The organism is Lysobacter sp. A286 (genome assembly GCF_054052105.1).
In genome coordinates this window covers 1758083-1778632 of sequence record NZ_JBSVRJ010000001.1, presented here as the reverse complement: position 1 = coordinate 1778632, position 20550 = coordinate 1758083, and the positions used below count along the sequence as shown (strand labels likewise).

Here is a 20550-nt window from a genome sequence, read left to right as displayed (position 1 = left end):
GCTCACCGGTAGACGATGCCGCCATCGATCAGGGGGGCCTGGCCGGTCATGTAATCCGAATCGGGACCTGCCAGGTAGGAAACGAACGCGGCAACCTCCTCGGGGGTCTGAGCGCGGCCAAGAGCGATGCCTTCGATATTCTTCTTGAGGTTGACCCCGATTTCGTCTCCATTGATCTCGGCCATACGCCTGTCAATCTCGACCCACATGTCAGTACCGACAGTGCCCGGGCAGTAGGCGTTGACCGTGATGTCGTCGCTGGCAAGCTCCTTGGCAGCCGCCTGCGTCAAACCCCGGACCGCGAATTTGGTCGCGCTGTATAAACCCAGGAGAGCGAAGCCCTCGTGGCCGGCATTCGACGCCGCGTTGATGATCTTGCCTTTCTGCTTACGCTCCTTGAACTTCTTTGCGGCGGCTTGAATGCCCCACACGACGCCCGCGACGTTGACCTTCAGGATCTTGTCGAGTTCCTCGGGCGTGACGTCGACCAGAGGCTGAATCGAGGCGATGCCCGCGTTGTTGACGATGATGTCGAATCCGCCAAGTTCCTTTTCAGCGTGATCGATGGCGGCATGAACATCGTCGCGATTTGAAACGTCGGCCTTGAACGTTGTCGCTTTGCGACCGACCGCCCTCACCTCGTCCGCGACAGCCTTCATCTGCTCGTCCTTGATGTCCACGATGGCGATGTCAGCGCCGTCGTTCGCCAGCCTGAGAGCGATCGCACGGCCAATGCCCTGGCCAGCGCCGGTGACGAGGGCGACTTTTCCCTTGATGCTCATGTTTATCTCCTTGTTGGTATTGCCCAAGACGTCTCTTGAGCGTCGTGGTGGATTCAGCTTTGAAGTGCAATGCGGCGAGCGGCTGCACCGTGTCCACCAGTCAACTCTTCCATCGGGGTGCCACAGTTTGCGAGTCGCGACCGTTAGACCGGGTGAAATCCGGGGTCGTCGATCACGGCATCGATGATGAGAATCACGTCGCCGACGAACATGGTCGGTGAACCGAACACGCCGCGTTCGGTGGCTTCGCGGGTGTTGAGGTTTGTGTTTGACGGTTTCGCACCCGCGCAACGCGACGCGCTAGTCTGTGTACCCGTTTCGAGGATCGCGCCATGGCCCGCACGCCCCGACGTACCATCCTGCCGATCGCACTCGCCGCCCTGCTGGCGGCCATCGCCCCGGGCTGCCAGGGCGATGGCGTGGCGCTCGCCTTCGACAGCCCTGACACGCAGGCCACCAGCGTCGGCGAGTTTGCGTTGCGCTCGCCGGCTTTCGCCGACGGCCAGCCAATCGCGGAGCGCCACAGCGCCTACGGCGAGGACATTTCGCCGGCGCTGTCCTGGCAGCCGGTGGAGGGTGCGCGGACCTACGTGCTGGTGATGGAGGACCCCGACGCCGACAGGCCCGCGCCCTACGTGCACTGGGTGGCCTGGAACATACCGGCCGGCGCGACGTCGCTGCCCGAAGGCCTGCCCGCGGAGCCGCAGTTGGCCGACCCGGACGGCATGCGCCAGGGCCTCAACGACCACGGATCAGCCGGTTACTTCGGCCCTCGGCCGCCTGCGGGGACCGGCCTGCACCACTACCACTTCCAGGTGTTTGCACTGGACGCCGCGCTCGACCTCGCGCCCGACACCGGCCGCGACGCGCTGCTCAGAGCGATGAGCGGTCACGTGATGGGGAAGGCGCGGCTGGTGGGCACGTACGCGGCACCGCAGGAGCCTGCCGGCTGACGGCGGCTGGCACCCCGGCACGCGCCACGGAGACGGACACCGGCCTATGCTAGGGTCAAACGGCTTGATGGGCTGGGACTGGGGTGATCTATCCCGCGCATGCGGCAGTGGATGTCTGGTCAACTCAAGGGGAAGGGGACATGTCAAAACTGCTCGTTCTGATGCGGAAACTCGGCAGTGATGCCGCGCTGGCCGCAGAGTATGCGGAGGATCCGGGCGCGGTGGTCAAGCGCGCTGGCCTGTCCGGGGACGAGCAAAAGGCAATGCTCGCCAGCGATTACGCAGCGATCAAGCGGCTAACCGGGCTGGCGGACGGACAGTTCGCCACAAACCACATCGTCAAGGCCTACGAGTAGCTGGCCGCGCCTTACGCCGTCGATGATCGCTACCGTATGAGCCGGTTCCTCTCCTTCGCCCTCCTGCTGCTTGCGTTCGCCGCCACGCCGGTGTTCGCCGACGACGCGTTGGAGGCGCAGGTCCAGGACATCGAGCGGTTGGCGGTCACCGCGCACTGGCGTGAGTCCGACAAGAAGATCGAGGGCCTGGCATCGCAGCTGGATGCGCTCTCGCAGGAGCAGCGCTACCGGATAGAGTTCGTCCGTCTGCGCAACCTCGCGCTCGCCGGCAACGAGTCCGTCGCGCTGCAGGGCCTGGCGGAGCTGCTGCGCCAGGATCTGACTGCGGCACTGCGCGTGCGCGTCTATACCAGCGCCATCAGCATCGCCGCCAACGTCGAGGACTGGACGTTGGCGTTCACCTGGCTGGGCGAGGGTCTGTCGTACCTGCCCGAGGCCCCTGCGGAATCGGCCGGGCTGCTTGGTGCCGCCAGTTATCTGCACACCCTCGTCGGCGAGACTGGCAAGGCGCGGGACCTGGCGCTGCGCGCCCTAGAAATTGTCGAAGCCGGAAATGAGCCCAGGGCGCTGTGCCTGGCCTTGGCCGACGTGGCCATGGCCGAGGACCACGCGGGTAATTTCCCTGAAGCGGAGGCATGGCGTCATCGCCAGATCGAGGCCTGCACCCGCGCCGGCGACAGGGTGTTCATTGCCAACGGCAAGTACGGCGTCGGCAAGATGTTGGCCAGCCAGGGGCGCCACGCCGAGGCACTGGACTGGGCCCGCCAGGCGCTTGCGGACTTCGGGGCGGCGGGCTTCGCGGCCGGCGCCTGGAGCGCCCGGCTGGAGCTGGCCAACAGCCTGATCGAGTCGAACCGGGGGCTCGACGAGGCCGAGATGCTGCTGACCGACACCCTGCGCTACTACCGGGACCAGGACTCCCACCTCGCGATCGCGGAGACCGAGGACCTGTTCGCCAAGCTGGCCGAGCGGCGCGGCGACTTTGTTCGGGCGCTCGCCCATTTCCGGCTGTCCATGTCGGCATCGAAGGTGGCCGAGCGCGACGCCCGCGAGCGCCGGCTGGTCTACCTGCAGGTCGAGTTCGATACCCGCTTGAAGGAGCAGCAGATCGCCCTGCTGGAAGCCGAGAATGAGCTGGCGGCGCTGCAGGTCACCGCGACGCAACGCCGGCAGATAATGCTCGGTGTAGGCCTGGTCGGGCTGCTGGTCACTGCGATCCTGCTGTTCGGCCTGCTGCGCCGCTCGATCCGCGAGCGCCGTCGCTACCGCTGGCAGTCCGAACGCGACGGCCTGACGCGCCTGTACAACTACCAGCAGGTCCGCAAGCTCGGCGAGGCGGCATTCGCGCACGCACGCGCCAACGGGCGGCCGTTTACGGCGATCGTCGCCGACATCGACCTGTTCAAGCAGGTCAACGACAGCTACGGCCACGCTGCCGGCGATGAGGCGTTGCGTTCGCTTGGCGAATGGATCACCGAGGTCGTCGGCGCGCGCGGCATCGCCGGGCGCAGCGGCGGCGACGAGTTCACGATTCTGCTCGATGCCGACGTGGTCGAAGCCGAGGCGCTGTTGCTGCGCCTGCGCGCGAGGATCGAGCCGATCACCGTGTTCGGGCAGACGTTCGGCTTCAACCTCAGCGCGGGAATCTGCCAGAGGAGCGCTGACACCGCCACGCTGGAGGAGCTGATCCACGAGGCCGACCAGGCCCTGTACCGCGCCAAGCACGACGGTCGCGACCGCGTGGTGTGTGCGAGCGGGGATGTCGGCTCCGCCGCGAAGTCGGCCGGAGGCCTGGTGGTGGTGGGCAGCGGGATCCAGTTCGGCCGCCACGCCAGCGAACGCTGCCTGTCGGAAATTCGTGAAGCCGAGGTCGTGTTCTGCCTGGTCGACCCGTTCGCGCTGGGCATGATCCACGGCTTCCGCCCCGATGCGATCAACCTCGGCGTCTACTACGCGCCCGACAAGGACCGGCGCGAGATCTACCGCGAGATCGACGCGGCGATCATGGCCGAGGTGGAGGCCGGCAAGCACGTCTGCGCGGTGTTCTACGGCCACCCGGGCGTGTTTGCCGACGTGCCGCATGCGGTGCTGCGCAAGGCCCGCGCCAAGGGCATCCCGGCGCGCATGGAGCCGGGGATTTCCGCCGAAGCCTGTCTGTACGCCGACCTCGGGATCGACCCGGGCCACCGTGGCGTGCAGTCGATGGAAGCGACCCATTTCCTGGTCTACGACCGCCGGCCTGATACCGCCGGCCTGGTGCTGCTGTGGCAGGTGACCCTGTCCGGCGACCTGTCTTGTCGCCGCCTGCACGCGGAGCGCGAAGGGCTGCAGGCGCTGGTCGACAAGCTGCTGCGCTGGTACCCGGCAGAGCACGAGGCGATCCTGTACGAGGCGGCGCAGCTGCCGATCGGATCACCCCGGATCGAGCGCCTGGCCCTGCGCGACCTGCCCGACGCGCACTACGAGGAATACACCACGCTGGTCATTCCGCCGCTGGGCGAGCTGCGCGACGATCCCGCGCCTGAAGGATCCGGGGCAGGCTTTCCTCGCTTCAGTCTGCAAGTCCCCTGACTTCTCCGCGGCCGCCGAAGCTGGTGGAGATGTTGGTTGCGCTAGGCCGGGCACAGGACCAGGACGGAAAGGTCGGCGCCGCTTGAGTTGGGTTATCAGGCGGAATTTATTGATAACTATAGTTAGGCCTCAGGAGAGACTATGCGGCAGTCCCTTAAAAATATCGCAGCCGGTGTTGTTTCGGGCGGGCTCACTTATGCGGCCTCTATCTACACGCTCGGCTTCACCAATGCCTTTGTCATGCCACGTGGCTTCTCTCTCGCGTTTTGGGAGGCTGCGGTGGTCTTTGGCATTGGCGCTTTGCTCGTGGCACTACTGATCCACTTCCTCTCAATTCGGTTGTTTGCCGCCAGAAGCGCTCTTGCCTTCGCCGCATTCGCAGTGACCGGGCTTGTTTCTTTGGCGGCGTCTGGCCTTCTGGTACATGGGGGCAAAGCCCTGGCAGCATGGTTGCTCGGTGCTTTGCTAGCGTCGGTGCTTCACATTCGGCTGAGGCCTAACAATTCATTCAAGCCGAAGCCGCTTCGCGGCTCGGCTTAATTCAGGCATTAGGCCGCTATCAAACTTTCCCTCGTAGTTTTCATGTTGGAGACGCCGTGCGCCGGACAACACTAAGCCTTTGGCAAAGCTTTTCCTCTAAACCGGGTGGGAAGTGGGCGTTCTCTCGCCTACTGTGCCTAAAGGCACCATACTTCGGCAGCATTCGCCCGCAATTCGAGGAGCTTCGCCCACAATACTGCGAGGTGCGGATGCGAAAGCGCCGTGCCGTGCTAAACCACATAGGGACGGTGCATGCCGTTGCCATGTGTAATATGGCGGAACTGGCAGGCGGAACAATGACCGAGGTTACTATTCCCTCGACACACCGCTGGATTCCCAAGGGAATGACCGTGAGGTACCTCAAGATGGCAAAGACCGACCTGGTTGCCATCGCTACGCCCCAGTCGCAGATCGATTGGTCGGTACCTGGTGAATTCAAAGTCAACGTCGTAGTGCGGGATCAACAGGCAGAGCCCGTGTTTGATGCGCTGATTACTATGTGGGTAGCACCCCGGAAGCTCAGGTCGGGCGCGGCCTGACAATTCATTCAAGCCGATGCCACCTCACGGGTCGGATCAATTCAGCTGCAAAGCGGCTCAATGAGCTGGAAGGCAAGTTCGCATGGATCATGGATCCGGATGGAAACAAGATCGAGCTTTGGAGACCAATGCCGTGGGGCGACAAGAACAAAGGTGTATGAAGCCATGCCCATACTGAATCCAGATTACTTCAACAAAATCGGTGCCGGGAACCTTCCTGGTCATCTCGGTATTGTGGTCACGGGAATCTCTGCGGCAGAGGTCACGTCGGAGCTGCCTGTGCGCAAGGAGATGATGGCGCCCAACGGGTTCCTGCATGCCGGCAGTATTGTCACCCTGGCCGATACCGCCGCAGGTTATGGGTGCGTCGCCAATCTTCCGGAGGGAGCAGAAGGTTTCACCACGATCGAGCTCAAGTCCAACTTTCTCGGCACCGCCCGTGACGGAACGATCGAGTGCACTGCCAAAGCCGTGCATCTTGGCAAGACCACCCAGGTCTGGGATGTCGTGGTCACGCACCGGGAGTCGGGCAAGACCATCGCTCTTTTCCGTTGTACTCAGATGGTGCTCTATCCGAAGAAAGGCACCTGACCATTCATCCAGCCGACCGTGGCTCCGCTGTGCGGCGTGATTCCAGGTTCTCCATGCCCCAGTCCTGTCCCTGCAACCCATCCTCTGCCTACGCGGCTTGCTGCCAGCCGCTGCACGAGGGCCGCGCCCCCGTCGCCAGCGCCGAGGCGTTGATGCGTTCGCGCTACAGCGCCTATGTGCTGGGCCTGCGCGACTACCTGCTGGCCACTTGGCACCCCGACACCCGCCCGGCGTCGCTCGACCTGGACGACACCCCGGGCCTGCGCTGGCTGGGGCTGGACGTGAAGCGCCACGCCGATGCCGGTGATGACAGCGCGGTGGTGGAGTTCGTGGCCCGCTACAAGGTTGGCAGCGCGCCCGCGGTGCGGCTGCACGAGGTGAGCCGCTTCCAGCGCATCGGCGGACGGTGGCTGTATGTGGACGGGGAGTTTCCTGCAACCATATGGTTGGATAGGTCCGGCACTGCATAGGTCCAGGGATACTGCTCATGAGTTGCACAGCCAACATTTTCAAGAGTCGTGCAGGATGGCTCGCCAAGGCATTTTGGCTGGGGCTGCTATTCGGCGTAGGTGGAAGCGCTTTCGCCGCTGGCTACGAGCGGGTCGAGGTGCCGGCTTCAGCCACCGGGCCAGCAATACAGGCGATGGTCTGGAGTCCCTGCGCAAGTCCGCCGGCTTCCGCGCAGTTGGGCCCTTACGACGTGCAAGGCACCCCGGGCTGCGCCGTGCATGGCGACTCGCTGTCCCTGGTCGTGGTTTCGCACGGGCACGGTGGAAGCCTCATGGGCCACCATGACACCGCCACGGCATTGGCCGATGCGGGTTTTGTGGTCGTTTCGTTCAATCATCCCGGAGACATGTTCGGCGATGATTCCGCGGCGCATCAGGTGGGAATATTCGAGTCGCGGCCGCGCGATGTGAGTAGGGTCATCTCGTTCATGCTTGAGGGCTGGCGCTCGCGCCAGCAGCTTGACCCCGGGTCGATTGGTGTTTTTGGATTCTCCCGCGGCGGGTACACAGCACTGGCCCTGGCTGGTGCGCAGCCCAGCGTGGCCGCCGCCGGGGAACGGCTCTGCGCTCGCTGGTGGTCGCTCATCAATCCCTTGTGTCGCCAGATCCGGTTGGGTGATCCACGCCTGGAGCCCCGCGCGGATCCGCGGATCCGTGCAGCCGTGGTGGTGGATCCGCTGAACCTGTTCGATGCGGCGGGGCTGCAGGCAGTGCACGTTCCGATCCAGTTGTGGGCGTCGGAACACGGCGGTGATGGCGTGGAGTTCGAACATATCGAGGCCATCCGGTCGGCGCTTCCGCAGGCGCCCGAATACCATGTCGCGAAAGGCGCAGGCCACTTCGCCTATCTGGCTCCGTGTACATCCCGGCTTGAGGAAGCGGCGCCGCAGATCTGCGAGGACCCGGAAGGCTTTGACCGTTCCGCCTGGCATCGGAGCATGAACGCCGCTGTGACTGCGTTCTTCCGCCGGCACCTGCCATCGGGCGTTTCCCGGTGAAGGGCAGCGCCGGCATGGTCGAGCGATCCACAGCGCGGTCCAATCCCGGATCACGCGATCACTTCATGGCGTCGCCGGCGATGGCCGGTGACCGCGTCCGCCATGGACAGCACCACGTTCTAGCGCGGTGAAAAGGGCTTCCGGCCGCACATGAGCAGCGACTGTCCCTTCTGCCGGATCGCCTGCGGAACCGAGCCTGCCAGCATCGTCTGCGAGAGCGATCTGGCGGTCGCGTTCGTCGATCTGCACCAGTTCAACCCGGGCCATGTCCTGGTGATTCCGCGGCACCATTTGCCGGATGTTCGTGAGCTGGACGACGCCACGGGCGCTGCGGTGATGTCGATGCTGGCCCGAGTGACACGGGCTGTGGGAGTGGCCTTCGCCAACGAGGGCTTGAGCCTCTGGCATTCCATTGGCGAGGCGGCGGGCCAGGAAGTGCCGCACCTGCATTTCCATGTGCATCCGCGCCGGATCGGGGATGGGATGTTGCGCGTCTATCCGCATGCGCCAGATACGCCAGGCGAGCAGGTCAGGGAGGCCTATGCGGAGACGCTGCGTCGGCAACTGGCGCAACCCGATGATCGGGCGAAGGGCGGTCCGCAGCGGTAAGCTCGCAAACCTTCCACTAGTCGGTAACTTGCCATGCCCCATCTGCTGCGCAACGTGATTGCGGTCGTCGTCGGGTTCGTCGTTGGCAGTGCCGTCAACCTGGCACTCGTGACCCTCGGCCCGTCGCTGGTTCCGCCGCCGGCGGGCGTGGACGTGACCAGCGCCGAGGGCCTTGCCGCCGCCATCCATCTTTTCGAGCCGCGGCACTTCGTGATGCCGTTCCTGGCGCATGCCGTCGGCACGCTCGCCGGGGCGCTCGTCGCCTACCTGATTGCGGCCAGTCACAAGGCGAAGCTGGCCTACGCGATCGGCGTGATCTTCCTGTGCGGTGGCGTGGCCGCCAGCTTCATGATTCCGGCACCGGCCTGGTTCATCGCGGTCGACCTGCTGGCCGCTTACCTGCCGATGGCCTGGTTGGCCACCCGGATCGGCGCGTGCCTGCAGGCGGGGAAGGCGGCGCCGGCAACGCCATGAAATCGACTTGGGAATGGGTCGCGCGCTTGGCGTCGATCCTGATCCACCCGGTGGTTGTGATGGTGGTCGCATCGGCCGTCGCCACCAGTGCGGGCGACCCGGCGCCGGGACGGGTGTGGCAGGCGCTGGGGCTCACGCTGGCGGCGGCCGCAGTGGTGATGATCTACAGCGCGCTGCAGACCCGCTCGGGCCGCTGGTCGCACATCGATGCCTCGCAGCCGCACGAGCGCTCGCAACTCAACCGGTTCGCCTCATGGGTGCTGCTGGGGCTTGCGGCGATACTCGCGGTTGCCGGTTCGGATCGTGGTGTAGTCGCGGCGATCGGCTTGTCGGGGGTGATCGTGCTGGGCGGCCACGTGCTGCGCGGCCAGCTCAAGATCTCTTTGCATGTCGCGTTCGCGATGTTCGCGGCGTGCATCGTCTGGCCGCAGGCGGTGGCGTTCGCCGGGTTGCTCGCGGCCGCAGTGGTGGTGGCGTGGTCGCGGCTGGTACTGCGCCGACACGGGATTTCGGAAGTCCTCGTCGGTGCGGTGACAGGGCTGGCGTGTGGGGTGGCGTTCCAACTGGCGGTGAATGCGTAGCCGCCGGTAATCCCCCCCGAATCAGGTTCCAGTGTCGACTCGGCGCGGGAGCTCCGGGCGCGTGGTCACGCGCCTGATACAAAACGGCCCCGCATGACAGGCACGCGGGGCCGGGTGTTTCACAAACCGACGTCAATACGGGCGGGTGATCAGCCCTCGCCCATGCCCTCGGCCGGTGCCGGCGCGCTGCCCGAGCGGACCTTGTCTTCGATCTGCTGGCCGGTCGCGGGGTCGACGTTCTTCCAGTATTCGAACGCGCGTTCCAGCACCGGGCTGCGGACGCCGCCGAGCAGGCTGCCGGCGACCTGGTCGACGAACTGGGCGCGTTGGGCGTCGTTCCAGACCTCGCGCACCAGGGTGCCGGGTTGGCCGAAGTCGTCGTCTTCCGCGTGCAGGGTGTAGGCGCTGCGGACCATCTCGCCGTCGGTCTCCCAGCCGTCTGCCACCGGGCCGGTTTCATCCGCCCAAGTGCGGCCGCCGCTGTTGGGTACGTACACCGGTGCGTTGCCGCTGTGGTGGTAAGTCATCTGGCCATCGAACATGTACGTGTTGACCGGCACCTTGGGCTGGTTGACCGGCAACTGGTGGAAGTTGGTGCCGATGCGGTGGCGCTGGGCGTCGGCGTAGGCGAACGCGCGACCTAGCAGCATCTTGTCCGGCGACAGGCCGATGCCCGGCACCGTGTTGCCCGGTGAGAACGCGGCCTGCTCGATCTGGGCGAAGAAGTTCTCCGGGTTGCGGTTCAGGGTCATGGTGCCGACCTTGATCAGCGGATAATCCTTGTGCGACCAGGTCTTGGTCAGGTCGAACGGATTGAAGCGGTAGCTCTTGGCGTCCGCGTACGGCATGACTTGCACCGACAGGATCCAACTGGGGTGTTCGCCGCGCTTGATCGCGTTGAACAGGTCGCCGCGGTGGAAGTCGGCATCCTGGCCGGCCATCGCGGAAGCTTCGGCGTTGTTGAAGAACGCCATGCCCTGTTCGGTGTGGAAGTGGTATTTGACCCAGAACTTTTCGCCGGCAGCGTTGATCCACATATAGGTGTGCGAGCCGTAGCCGTTCATGTTCCGCCAGGTGCGCGGCAGGCCACGCTCGCCCATCAGGTAGGTGACCTGGTGCGCGGTCTCGGGATTGTTGGTCCAGAAGTCCCACTGCATGTGGTTGTCGCGCAGGCCGGAGTCGGGCAGGCGCTTCTGGCTGCGGATGAAGTGGGGGAACTTCATCGGGTCGCGCACGAAGAACACCGGGGTGTTGTTGCCGACCAGGTCGTAGTTGCCCTCATCGGTATAGAACTTCAGCGAGAACCCGCGCACGTCGCGCCAGGTGTCGGGGCTGCCCACCTCGCCGGCGACGGTGGAGAAGCGCGCCAGCATGTCGGTCGACGCGCCCTTCTGGAACAGCGCCGCCTTGGTGTACTTCGAGACGTCCTCGGTGGTCTGGAGCACGCCGAACGCACCGGCGCCCTTGGCGTGCGGCTGGCGCTCGGGCACCTTCTCGCGGTTGAAGTGCGCCATCTGCTCCAGGAAGTGCACGTCGTGCAGCAGGATCGGGCCGTCGGCGCCGATACTCAGCGAGTTGCGGTCGCTCGGGGCGGGCGCGCCGGCACCGGTGGTCGATCCGCTGTTGGACGCACTGCTGTTGGACGTGTTGTCGGGACGGGTCATGGTCGTCTTCCTCATGTAGATGGTCAGCGCCGCATTGGCACGGATCCAGGCGGCTTGGCTTGGTGTTGCCAACGAGTCTGCCCCGCGCTCCATTGATATGCCATTTGATTGTCTCGATCGAAGCGATAGGCGGAGCGCACGAATGTAGCGACGGGCGATCGGCAATTTCAATCATATTGATGCTGGCATGAAAAAGCCGGGTTGCCCCGGCTTTTTCAGTACGCGATTGCAGTGGCTGACGTGGGGGCAGTCAGGCCACCGCGGCCTGGTTGAGGCGAGGGCCTTCCTTGAGGGCACGGCTGACCATGCTGACCAGCAGGTCGATCTCGGCGCTGGTGACGGTGAAGGTCGGGGTGAAACGCAACGAGTTGGCGCCGCCATGGATCACGCCGATGCCGTGCTCGCGCAGCCACTCTTCGGTGGAGCCGGTGCCGAAGCACTTGAAGTCGTCGGACAGCTCACAGGAGAACAGCAGGCCGGTGCCCTGGACCTTGGTGATCATGCCGCCCAGTGTGTCCTTGAGCGCCTCCAGCTTCTGGATCGCCTCGGCGCCGCGGGCGCGGATGTTCTCGCGCAGCGCCGGGGTGACCGTTTCCAGCACCGCGCAGGCCGTGTCCAGCGCGCGCGGGTTGGTGGTCATGGTGTTGCCGTACAGACCCTTTTTGTAGGCATTCGCGGCCAGCTCGTTGACCGCCAGCACCGACAACGGGTACTGCCCGGCGTTGAGCGCCTTGGAATAGGTCTCCATGTCGGGCGCATCGACGCCCTCGAAGCCGGGGTAGTCAACGATCGACAACACGCCGTTGGCGCGCAGTCCTGCCTGGATAGAGTCGACCAGCAGCAGCGCACCGTGAGCCTTGGTCAGCGCGCGGGCGGCATTGTAGAAGTCGACCGGCACGCTGCGGCCCGGGTCGCCTTCGCCCATTACCGGCTCCAGGAACATCGCCTCGATGAACCAGTTGTTGGCGTCGGCATCGGCGAACGCCTGCTTCAGCGCATCGATGTCGTAGGGCGCGATCACGATCACGCTGTTCTCGCCGCGGTAGCTGGCCAGGTACTGCTCGTAGGCCTTGCGCGAGGAGTTGGAGTACAAGCCCGGGCGCTCGGTGCGGCCATGGAAACCACCCTTGACCACGACCCGCTTGATGGTGGTGCGACCGGCGTGCCGGCCGCCTTCGTCGGTCATGGCCTTGGCGTTGGCATCGGCGATGCGGGCCGCCAGCGTGACCGATTCGGAGCCGGAGTTCAGGCACATGAAGCTCGCGTACGGACAGTCGCGGCCCAGGCCGATCGCTTCGCGCAACAAAGTGCTTAGGCGCAACTGGGACAGGCTCGGGGTCATGATGTTGGCCATCGCCTGCGGCTTGGCCATCGCCTCGAGCACCTTGGCCGGTGCGTGGCCGAAGCCGAGCATGCCGTAGCCGCCCGAGTCATGCAGCACCGCGCCCTTCAGGGTCACGATCCACGGCCCGCGTGCGGTGAGGGCGACATAGGGATTGACCGCGTCATCCTGGTAGAAGTTGATGAAACCCGCCTGCATGGCGTGGATCTGGGCATCCTCGTCGAGCTCGAGCAGGTCGGCGAAATCACCCTTGACGCGGTGGTACTCGGCGACCGCGGCATCGACCGCCTCGATCAGGTCGGCATCGTTGGAAAAACCGGCCAGAACCGCATCGTCCAGACCGGTGGTGCGGCGCGAGCCGGAGTGGGCGCGCAGTGGCGCAAGTTTGCTGACAATGGCGTTGCCGTTGGTGGTGCTGGACATCGGTGTTGTTCCTCCACGGGGTCGATCGCGGTGTCGAAAGTGCCCCGGCATAAGTGCGCAGGAGTTCAACACGACGGTGTTTTTCTTTTTGATTCAATCAGTTGCATGATTCTATCATGCCGGTCGTATGGGTATAACCCCCGCCGTCGTTACACTATGCGGCCGGCATGGGTGGGTTGTCACCGCGCCCGCCAGCCCGAAAGTCGCCTCGAAGATCCGCCTTGAAAAAATCCGATTTCCATTATGCGTTGCCGCAGGCGCTGATTGCCCAGGCGCCGTTGCCCGAACGCTCGTCGAGCCGATTGCTGCTGGTGCCGCCAGAGCCAGGTGGCATCGAAGACCACATATTTCACCAGTTGCCCGGTCTGCTTGCACCCGGCGACCTGCTGGTGTTCAACGATACCCGGGTGATTCCGGCGCGCCTGTTCGGGCAGAAGGCAACCGGCGGCCGGGTCGAGATTTTGATCGAGCGGTTGCTGGGTGGCGATGAGGCGCGCGCGCAACTGGGCGTCAGCAAGTCACCCCGGCCGGGCGCGCGGATCGCGCTGGACGCCGGTGGCGACGTCGAAGTGCTGGGGCGTGACGGCGAGTTCTATCGTCTGCGGTTCAATGTCGGGCAATCGCTGGAGCAATGGCTGCTGCACGCGGGGCAGCTGCCATTGCCGCCGTATATCCAGCGTGCTCCTGGCGCGGATGATGCCGAGCGCTACCAGACCGTGTTCGCGCGCGAGACCGGTGCGGTTGCCGCGCCCACCGCTGGGCTGCACTTCGACCAGCGACTGCTGGAGCGCCTGGCCGCGCGGGGTGTGGACGTCGGCCATGTCACCCTGCATGTGGGCGCGGGCACGTTCCAGCCGGTGCGGGTCGACGACCTGGACCAGCACGTGATGCACAGCGAGTGGCTGAATGTCGGCGCTGGACTGGTCGGGCAGGTGCGTCGTACGCGCGCTGCCGGGGGCCGGGTGATCGCCGTCGGCACCACGGTGGTGCGCGCGCTGGAGACGGCGATGCAGGCGACCGAGGCCAATCCCGGCGGCGAGTTGCGCCCGTATGCCGGCGAGAGCCGGTTGTTCATCCTGCCCGGTTACAAGATCCGCTCGGTCGATGCGATGGTCACCAACTTCCACTTGCCCGAGAGCACCTTGCTGATGATGGTGTCCGCGTTCGCCGGCAAGGACCGGGTGTTTGCGGCCTACGCGCATGCGATCCGCGAGCGCTACAGGTTCTTCTCCTACGGCGACGCGATGCTGCTGTGGCCCGAGCGCACCACGGAGCGGCAGCCATGAGCCGCATGTCCTTCGAACTGCTCGGCACCGACGGCAACGCGCGCCGTGGCCGCTTGGATTTTCCGCGCGGCACGGTCGAGACCCCGGCGTTCATGCCGGTCGGCACCTACGGCACGGTCAAGGGCGTGTTTCCCGATGACATCCACGGGTTGGGCGCGCAGATCATCCTGGGCAACACGTTTCACCTGTACCTGCGGCCAGGCCTTGAGGTGATCGAGGCGCACGGCGGCCTGCATGGCTTCACGCGTTGGGATGGCCCGATCCTGACCGACTCCGGGGGCTTCCAGGTGTTCTCGCTGGCGCACAAACGCAAGATCACCGAGGCCGGAGTGACCTTTGCCGCGCCCATCGATGGACGCAAGGTGTTCCTGGGTCCGGAGGAGAGCATGCACATCCAGAAGGTGCTGGGCTCGGACATCGTGATGATCTTCGACGAGTGCACGCCCTATCCGGCAACCCCGGATGTCGCGAAAAAGTCGATGGAACTGAGCCTGCGCTGGGCCGAGCGTTCCCGCAAAGCCCACGACGGCAACGATGCGGCGTTGTTCGGCATCGTCCAGGGTGGGGTCCACCACGACCTGCGTACGCGCTCGGCGGAAGGGCTCCGCCAGATCGGCTTCGACGGCTATGCGATCGGCGGCCTGGCGGTCGGTGAGCCGGAGCATGAGCGCAACGCGATGCTCGAGCACACCTGCCCGCAATTGCCTGCCGACCGTCCGCGCTACCTGATGGGTGTGGGGCGGCCGGAGGATCTGGTCGAAGGCGTGGCGCGCGGCATCGACATGTTCGATTGCGTGATGCCGACCCGCAACGCGCGCAACGGCCACTTCTTCACCTCGACCGGCACGGTGCGCATCCGCAACGCGAAATACGAGCACGACCTGCGGCCGATCGAGGAGGGTTGCGACTGCCGCGCCTGCGCCGGCGGTTTCACCCGCAGCTACCTGCGCCACCTGGACCGTTGCAACGAGATGCTCGGGCCGATGTTGGGTACCTTGCACAACCTGCGCTACTACCAGCGACTGATGGCGCAGATGCGCGAGGCGATCGGGCAGGGAACCTTTGCCGCCTTCAGGGAGTCTTTCTATCTCGCGCGCCAGCCGTAGCGGCGTGCAAGCCCCATTTCAACCGGTTTCAACCCGTCTCACGGTCAGGCAGGTGGTATGTGCGCTGCCGTGACATAATCCCCGGCTAATTTCAGCCTTTACGGAATTTCCACATGAACCTGCTTGATCTCCTGATTGCCCCCGCCCATGCAGCCGCTGCGCCGGCGGCTGGCGGCTTTGGAATGTCCTTGCTGTTCCCGATCCTGTTGATCGGCGTCATGTACTTCCTGATGATCCGTCCGCAGATGAAGCGCGCCAAGGAGCACAAGGCAATGCTCGGCCAACTGGCCAAGGGCGACGAAGTGCTGACCAACGGCGGCATGGCCGGCGTGGTAACCGAACTGGGCGAGAACTTCATCACCGTGGAGATCGCCGACAACGTGCGCATCCGCGTGCAGAAGGGTTCGATTGCGAACGTATTGCCCAAGGGCACCTTGAAGTCGGCCTGATCGGCCAACACTACCTTTTGACGTCTGGTGGCCGGGGTGGTCGCCACAGGGGCAATCGATGCTGACTTACGCGCGCTGGAAATACGTTGTACTGGTGCTGGCCATCGTGTTGAGCACGCTGTACGCGTTGCCCAACCTTTACCAGAAGGATCCCTCGGTACAGGTCACCGCCAGCCGCGGCGCTCCCGTTGACCAGGCACTGGCTGACCGGGTAAGCAGCACGCTTGAGAAGGCGGGCATCCCGGTCAAGCAAGTCGAGTTGGCCGGTGACAACCTGCTGGTGCGTTTGCCTGGCACCGAGCTGCAAACCAGGGCCGCCGATGCACTGGCGCCGGTGCTGGGCAGCGACTACGTGACCGCGCTCAACCTGGCGTCCACGGTCCCCGACTGGCTCACCGCCATCGGTGCCGACGGCATGCTGTTGGGCCTGGACTTGCAGGGCGGCGTGCACTTCCTGATGCAGGTCGACCAGAAGGCGGCGCTGGACAAGCACATGGAAGCCATCGTCGAGGACACTCGGGTGGTGTTGCGCGATAGCCGGGTGCGTTACGAGTCGGTGACCCGCCGGCCCGATAATTCCATCGTGGTACGTCTGGCCGACGCGGCGGACGCTGCCAATGCGCTCAACAAGATCCGCGCCAGCCAGCCGGCGCTGCAATTGGATCAAGATGACCGGATCCTGACGCTGACGGTGCCCGACACCGAGTTGCAGCGGATGATGGCCGACGCGCTGACCCAGAACCTGGGTACCTTGCGCAACCGCATCAACGCATTGGGCGTGTCCGAGCCGCTGATCCAGCGCCAGGGCAATGACCGGATCGTGGTTGAATTGCCGGGCGTGCAGGACACTGCCCAGGCCAAGCGCATCATCGGTGCCACCGCCACCTTGGAATATCGCGCCGTGGTTGAAGGCAACGCGTATGACGCGGTCGCCTCGGGCAACGTGCCGCCGCAGGCCAAGATCTATTATCGAAAGGAGCTCGGTCCGGATGGAAAGCCGGTGCCGATCCTGCTCAACAAGCGGGTGATCGCCTCGGGCGACCAGTTGATTGGCGCCACCTCGGGGATGGATCCGCAATCGGGCACGCCGTCGGTCTCGGTCCGGCTGGACAGTGCCGGTGGGCAGCGCATGTTCGACTTCACCAGCGAGAACGTTGGCAAGCCGATGGGCGTGGTCTATATCGAGCGTATCCCCGAGGTGCGCATGGTTGATGGCGAAGAGGTGCGCAGCACGCGGGTCAGCGAGCAGGTGATCTCTGTGGCCAACATCAACGGCGTGTTCGGCAAGGAGTTCCAGACCACCGGCCTGGACAGCAGCAAGGCGGCGGCCGACCTGGCGCTGCTGTTGCGCTCGGGCTCGCTGGCCGCACCGATGGACTTCGTCGAGGAGCGCATCGTCGGTCCCAGCCTGGGCCGGGAAAACATCGAGCGCGGCCTCACCGCGGTGAGCTACTCGTTCATCTTCGCGCTGGTGTTTTTCCTCGTTTACTACCGTATGTTCGGCCTGATCACCTGCCTGGCGCTGCTGCTCAATATCCTGATGCTGGTCGCGGTGATGTCGTGGTTCGGCGCCACGCTGACCTTGCCTGGCCTGGCCGGCATCGCGTTGACGGTCGGTCTGTCGGTGGATGCAAACGTGCTGATCAACGAGCGAATACGCGAAGAGCTGCGTGACGGGATGCCGCCCAAATCGGCGATCGTCGCCGGCTACGAGAAAGCCACCGGCACCATCATGGACGCCAACCTGACCGCAATCCTGGCCGGCGTGGCGCTGTTCGCCTTCGGCACCGGTCCGGTGAAGGGCTTTGCGGTGTCGTTGATCGTAGGTATCGCGACGTCGATGTACACGGCGGTGTCGGGTTCGCGGGCGATTGCCACGCTGATCTATGGCAAGCGCAACAAGCTCAAGTCCCTTGCGATCTGACGGCGGGAAACGATTATGAAACAACTCAACCTCATCCCGGTAAACGTCAACATCGACTTCCTGCGCCTGCGTACCGCGGCATTTTCGTTATCGATCATCCTGCTGTTGGTATCGGTCGGGTCGATCGTGGTCAACGGTTTCAACTTCGCACTGGACTTCACCGGCGGTACCGTTACCGAGCTGCGTTTTGAGAAACCGATCGACGTCAACGATGCGCGTACCCGGCTCGAGGAAGCCGGGTACGGTGATGCCGAGGTGCTCAGTTTTGGCTCGGGCAACGATATCCTGGTTCGTTTGCAATCGGAGCAGGAGGGCGAAGACGAGGCTGCCCAGATTGACTCACAGACGGCCCAGGCCATCACCAAGGCCGTATCCACGCCGGAGAATCCGGGCAGGGTGATGCGCAGCGACTTCGTCGGCCCGCAGGTCGGCAAGGAACTGGCGCTCAATGGCATCTGGGCGGTGATCTTCGTCGTGGTCGGCTTCCTGATCTATATCTCGATGCGGTTCGAGAAAAAATTCGCGGTCGCCGCGGTGATTGCGTCACTGCAGGACGTGGTGCTCGTCACCGGCTGGTTCGCGTTGAGCGGCCACGAGTTCGACCTGACGGTGCTGGCCGGCATCCTGTCGGTGCTGGGGTTCTCGATCAACGACACCATCGTGGTGTTCGATCGAATCCGCGAGAATTTCCGAACCATGCGCGCCGACCCACGCACGATCATCAATACCTCGATCAACCAGACCTTGTCGCGTACGATCATCACCTCGGTGGTCGCGTTCCTGACCGTGCTGGCGTTGTATCTGTACGGTGGCGGGTCGTTGCGTGGCATGGCCGAGTCGATGATGATCGGCGTGGTCGTGGGTACCTTGTCGTCGATCTTCGTGGCGTCTCCGCTACTGACCATCGGCTTCCTGAAGATCACCAAGCAGGACCTGATGCCCAAGGCCAAGAACGACGAAGCGTTGGCCCGCCGACCGTAACCGGTGCGGTTGTGTCACCCACGAAAAAGGCCGCGGATTCCGCGGCCTTTTTCGTGGGTGACCATTCGTTCTTGCGGCCATTCGTCCGTAGGGTGGATTAGCCACCGGCGTAATCCACTATTTTGATTCAATCAAACGCGGCCGCGTAGCCGGTATTGACGATGCGCTGCTGCAACAATCCGGCGACCTTGATGTTGCCGGCCAACAGCGGCCGCGGGTTCACGCCCCGCGCGTCCATCGGGCCGGTGGTGCGGTCGCGGAAGTCGCTGATCTTGCCGCCCGCCTCACGCACCATTAGCGCGCCAGCGGCGATATCCCACGGCTTTACGCCGGCCTCGAAGTAGGCATCGGCGCGGCCACAGGCCACGTACGCCAGGTCGAGCGCGGCGGAACCGCTGCGGCGGATGTCCTCGATCTCGGTGAATAGCGTATCAATGCATTTGAGCTGCGCACTGGCGCGGGCACGCTCGCGCGGGGCGAACCCGGTCAGGATCATGGCCCCGGTCAGGTCCTTGCGGTCAGAGACGCGTACGCGTTTGTCATTGAGCGTGGTGCCGCTGCCGCGACTGGTGGTGAACAGCTCATTGCGCAGTGGGTCGAAAATCACCCCGTGGATCGGCTCGCCGGCCTCGACCAATGCAATGGACACGCAAAAGTGCGGGATCCCGCGCAGGTAGTTGCTGGTGCCGTCCAGGGGGTCAATCACCCAGGTGAAACGGGAGCTCCCGCTCTTGGGCTTGATCAACCCTCCCTCTTCGCCAAGGATCGCGTAGTCCGGGGTGGCACGGCGGAATTCCTTGATGATCTCCTTCTCGGCCAGTTCGTCGACTTCGCTGGCGAAGTCCATGCGGTCCTTCTCGACCACGTTCAACGCATCCAGCTTGTACATGTGGCGCAACAGCACATTGCCGGCGGAGCGGGCGGCCTTGACCATGAGGGTGACGGCGGGTTTCTGCATGGCAAACGGCCTCGGGCGAAAGAGGTGAAGGAAGGATTGGCAAGGGAAAAGAGCAGCCGGCGATGACACGGATGGAGACCGTGGCCGGCTGGGAAGTTTACCATTGCCGTCATGACTACCACGCGCATTCCCGAACACGCCCCGCTTCCCGTCGCCCATCGCATCCGTATCGTGCTGGTGGGGACCCAGCATCCGGGCAACATCGGCTCGGCGGCTCGCGCGCTGAAAACCATGGGGCTGGCCCGTCTGGTCCTGGTCGCGCCGGAAAAATTGCCCAATGGGGACTCGTTCGCGCTGGCGGCCGGTGCCGACGACTTGCTGTCTGCCGCGGTGGTCTGCGGCAGCTTGGCCGAGGCCGTTGCCGACTGCCGGCTGGTAGTGGGCTGCACCGCGCGCACCCGTCGCATAATGTTGCCCGAGTTGCTGCCTGCCGCGGGTGCCCAGCGCCTGGTGTCCCGGGCGGCGGCCGATGAGGAAGTCGCGCTGGTGTTCGGCCGTGAGCGTACCGGACTGGACAACGACGAGTTGCAGCTGTGCCATGCCGCGGTGCATATCCCCGCCAACCCGGACTACAGCTCGTTGAACCTGGCGGCCGCGGTGCAGGTGCTGACCTATGAGGTGCGGTTGGCACTGCTGGCCGCCTCCGGACCGTCTGTAGCGGACGAAGCCCATCAGTTGCCTGCATCGCACGCCCAGATGGAAGGTTTTTTCACCCAGTTGGGCGAGACGCTGGATGCGATTGATTTCCACAAGGGCCGAGCGCCGGCATCGGCAATGCGCAAGCTGCGCCGATTGTTCATGCGCGCGGGACTGGACGAGCCGGAGGTGCGGTTGTTGCGAGGGGTATTGGCGGATGCCACCCGCATGGCAACCCTGGCGGGAAAACGATGACTGCATCGCGAGCGTCGACTGGC

21 protein-coding genes are annotated in these 20550 nt (G+C 64.6%); 17 read left to right on the top strand and 4 right to left on the bottom strand.

Features of this window, described 5'->3' with window-relative positions; genetic code table 11:
* Positions 1-2: 2 nt before the first annotated feature.
* Complete coding sequence (locus tag ACW7G0_RS08185; RefSeq protein ID WP_456988976.1) at positions 3-782, bottom strand: acetoin reductase; 780 nt, start codon at positions 780-782, stop codon at positions 3-5.
* A gap of 332 nt (positions 783-1114) precedes the next feature.
* On the opposite strand from ACW7G0_RS08185, the gene ACW7G0_RS08180 reads away from it, so the two are divergent.
* The 11 genes from ACW7G0_RS08180 to ACW7G0_RS08130 all read left to right on the top strand — a co-directional run bounded on the left by ACW7G0_RS08180 (position 1115) and on the right by ACW7G0_RS08130 (position 9503).
* On the top strand, positions 1115-1735 hold the full coding sequence (locus tag ACW7G0_RS08180; protein ID WP_456988974.1) for a YbhB/YbcL family Raf kinase inhibitor-like protein: 621 nt from the start codon (positions 1115-1117) through the stop codon (positions 1733-1735).
* 140 nt (positions 1736-1875) lie between these two features.
* Entirely contained in the window at positions 1876-2091 is a 216-nt protein-coding gene (locus tag ACW7G0_RS08175) for a hypothetical protein (protein ID WP_456988972.1), read from the top strand.
* Positions 2092-2127: 36 nt separating this feature from the next.
* The gene (locus ACW7G0_RS08170; protein ID WP_456988970.1) at positions 2128-4662 is read left to right on the top strand and encodes a diguanylate cyclase; all 2535 of its coding nucleotides are present in this window, start codon (positions 2128-2130) and stop codon (positions 4660-4662) included.
* 141 nt (positions 4663-4803) lie between these two features.
* The gene (locus ACW7G0_RS08165) at positions 4804-5202 is read left to right on the top strand and encodes a hypothetical protein (RefSeq protein WP_456988968.1); all 399 of its coding nucleotides are present in this window, start codon (positions 4804-4806) and stop codon (positions 5200-5202) included.
* Between the two features lie 56 nt (positions 5203-5258).
* Entirely contained in the window at positions 5259-5741 is a 483-nt protein-coding gene (locus ACW7G0_RS08160) for a hotdog fold domain-containing protein (RefSeq protein ID WP_456988966.1), read from the top strand.
* Positions 5742-5906: 165 nt separating this feature from the next.
* Complete coding sequence (locus ACW7G0_RS08155; protein ID WP_456988964.1) at positions 5907-6332, top strand: PaaI family thioesterase; 426 nt, start codon at positions 5907-5909, stop codon at positions 6330-6332.
* A 53-nt stretch (positions 6333-6385) separates the two neighbouring features.
* Positions 6386-6802 carry a YchJ family protein gene (locus ACW7G0_RS08150; RefSeq protein ID WP_456988962.1) on the top strand — a complete coding sequence of 139 codons (417 nt, stop codon included), beginning with the start codon at positions 6386-6388 and terminating at the stop codon, positions 6800-6802.
* 17 nt (positions 6803-6819) lie between these two features.
* A complete protein-coding gene (locus ACW7G0_RS08145) occupies positions 6820-7839 on the top strand; it encodes an alpha/beta hydrolase family protein (protein ID WP_456988960.1) in 1020 nt (339 codons plus the stop codon).
* A 150-nt stretch (positions 7840-7989) separates the two neighbouring features.
* Complete coding sequence (locus ACW7G0_RS08140; RefSeq protein WP_456988958.1) at positions 7990-8448, top strand: HIT family protein; 459 nt, start codon at positions 7990-7992, stop codon at positions 8446-8448.
* 33 nt (positions 8449-8481) lie between these two features.
* Positions 8482-8922: a hypothetical protein gene (locus ACW7G0_RS08135; RefSeq protein ID WP_456988956.1), complete on the top strand. Its 441-nt coding sequence runs from the start codon at positions 8482-8484 to the stop codon at positions 8920-8922.
* On the top strand, positions 8919-9503 hold the full coding sequence (locus ACW7G0_RS08130) for a hypothetical protein (protein ID WP_456988954.1): 585 nt from the start codon (positions 8919-8921) through the stop codon (positions 9501-9503). Before ACW7G0_RS08135 ends, ACW7G0_RS08130 begins: the two co-directional genes overlap by 4 nt.
* Positions 9504-9652: 149 nt before the next feature.
* Here ACW7G0_RS08130 and ACW7G0_RS08125 read toward each other — a convergent pair whose 3' ends face one another.
* Positions 9653-11167 carry a catalase gene (locus ACW7G0_RS08125; RefSeq protein WP_456988952.1) on the bottom strand — a complete coding sequence of 505 codons (1515 nt, stop codon included), beginning with the start codon at positions 11165-11167 and terminating at the stop codon, positions 9653-9655.
* Positions 11168-11417: 250 nt separating this feature from the next.
* Positions 11418-12932, bottom strand: coding sequence for an aminotransferase class III-fold pyridoxal phosphate-dependent enzyme (locus tag ACW7G0_RS08120; RefSeq protein WP_456988950.1), 1515 nt, complete (start codon positions 12930-12932; stop codon positions 11418-11420).
* Positions 12933-13153: 221 nt separating this feature from the next.
* Between ACW7G0_RS08120 and queA the strand changes: the two genes are divergently transcribed.
* The 5 genes from queA to secF all read left to right on the top strand — a co-directional run bounded on the left by queA (position 13154) and on the right by secF (position 18678).
* Positions 13154-14218, top strand: coding sequence for a tRNA preQ1(34) S-adenosylmethionine ribosyltransferase-isomerase QueA (gene queA, locus ACW7G0_RS08115; protein WP_456988948.1), 1065 nt, complete (start codon positions 13154-13156; stop codon positions 14216-14218).
* Positions 14215-15324 (top strand): tRNA guanosine(34) transglycosylase Tgt, encoded by a 1110-nt coding sequence (gene tgt / locus ACW7G0_RS08110; RefSeq protein WP_456988946.1) that lies wholly within the window; start codon positions 14215-14217, stop codon positions 15322-15324. Before queA ends, tgt begins: the two co-directional genes overlap by 4 nt.
* Positions 15325-15437: 113 nt before the next feature.
* A complete protein-coding gene (gene yajC / locus ACW7G0_RS08105) occupies positions 15438-15773 on the top strand; it encodes a preprotein translocase subunit YajC (RefSeq protein WP_456961103.1) in 336 nt (111 codons plus the stop codon).
* Positions 15774-15831: 58 nt separating this feature from the next.
* Positions 15832-17697, top strand: coding sequence for a protein translocase subunit SecD (gene secD, locus ACW7G0_RS08100; RefSeq protein WP_456988944.1), 1866 nt, complete (start codon positions 15832-15834; stop codon positions 17695-17697).
* Between the two features lie 15 nt (positions 17698-17712).
* A complete protein-coding gene (gene secF / locus ACW7G0_RS08095; protein ID WP_456988942.1) occupies positions 17713-18678 on the top strand; it encodes a protein translocase subunit SecF in 966 nt (321 codons plus the stop codon).
* A gap of 127 nt (positions 18679-18805) precedes the next feature.
* On the opposite strand, the gene ACW7G0_RS08090 is transcribed toward secF, so the two are convergent.
* On the bottom strand, positions 18806-19636 hold the full coding sequence (locus ACW7G0_RS08090; RefSeq protein WP_456988940.1) for an inositol monophosphatase family protein: 831 nt from the start codon (positions 19634-19636) through the stop codon (positions 18806-18808).
* A gap of 111 nt (positions 19637-19747) precedes the next feature.
* Between ACW7G0_RS08090 and ACW7G0_RS08085 the strand changes: the two genes are divergently transcribed.
* Positions 19748-20527 (top strand): RNA methyltransferase, encoded by a 780-nt coding sequence (locus tag ACW7G0_RS08085; RefSeq protein WP_456988938.1) that lies wholly within the window; start codon positions 19748-19750, stop codon positions 20525-20527.
* The last annotated feature ends 23 nt before the right edge of the window (positions 20528-20550 follow it).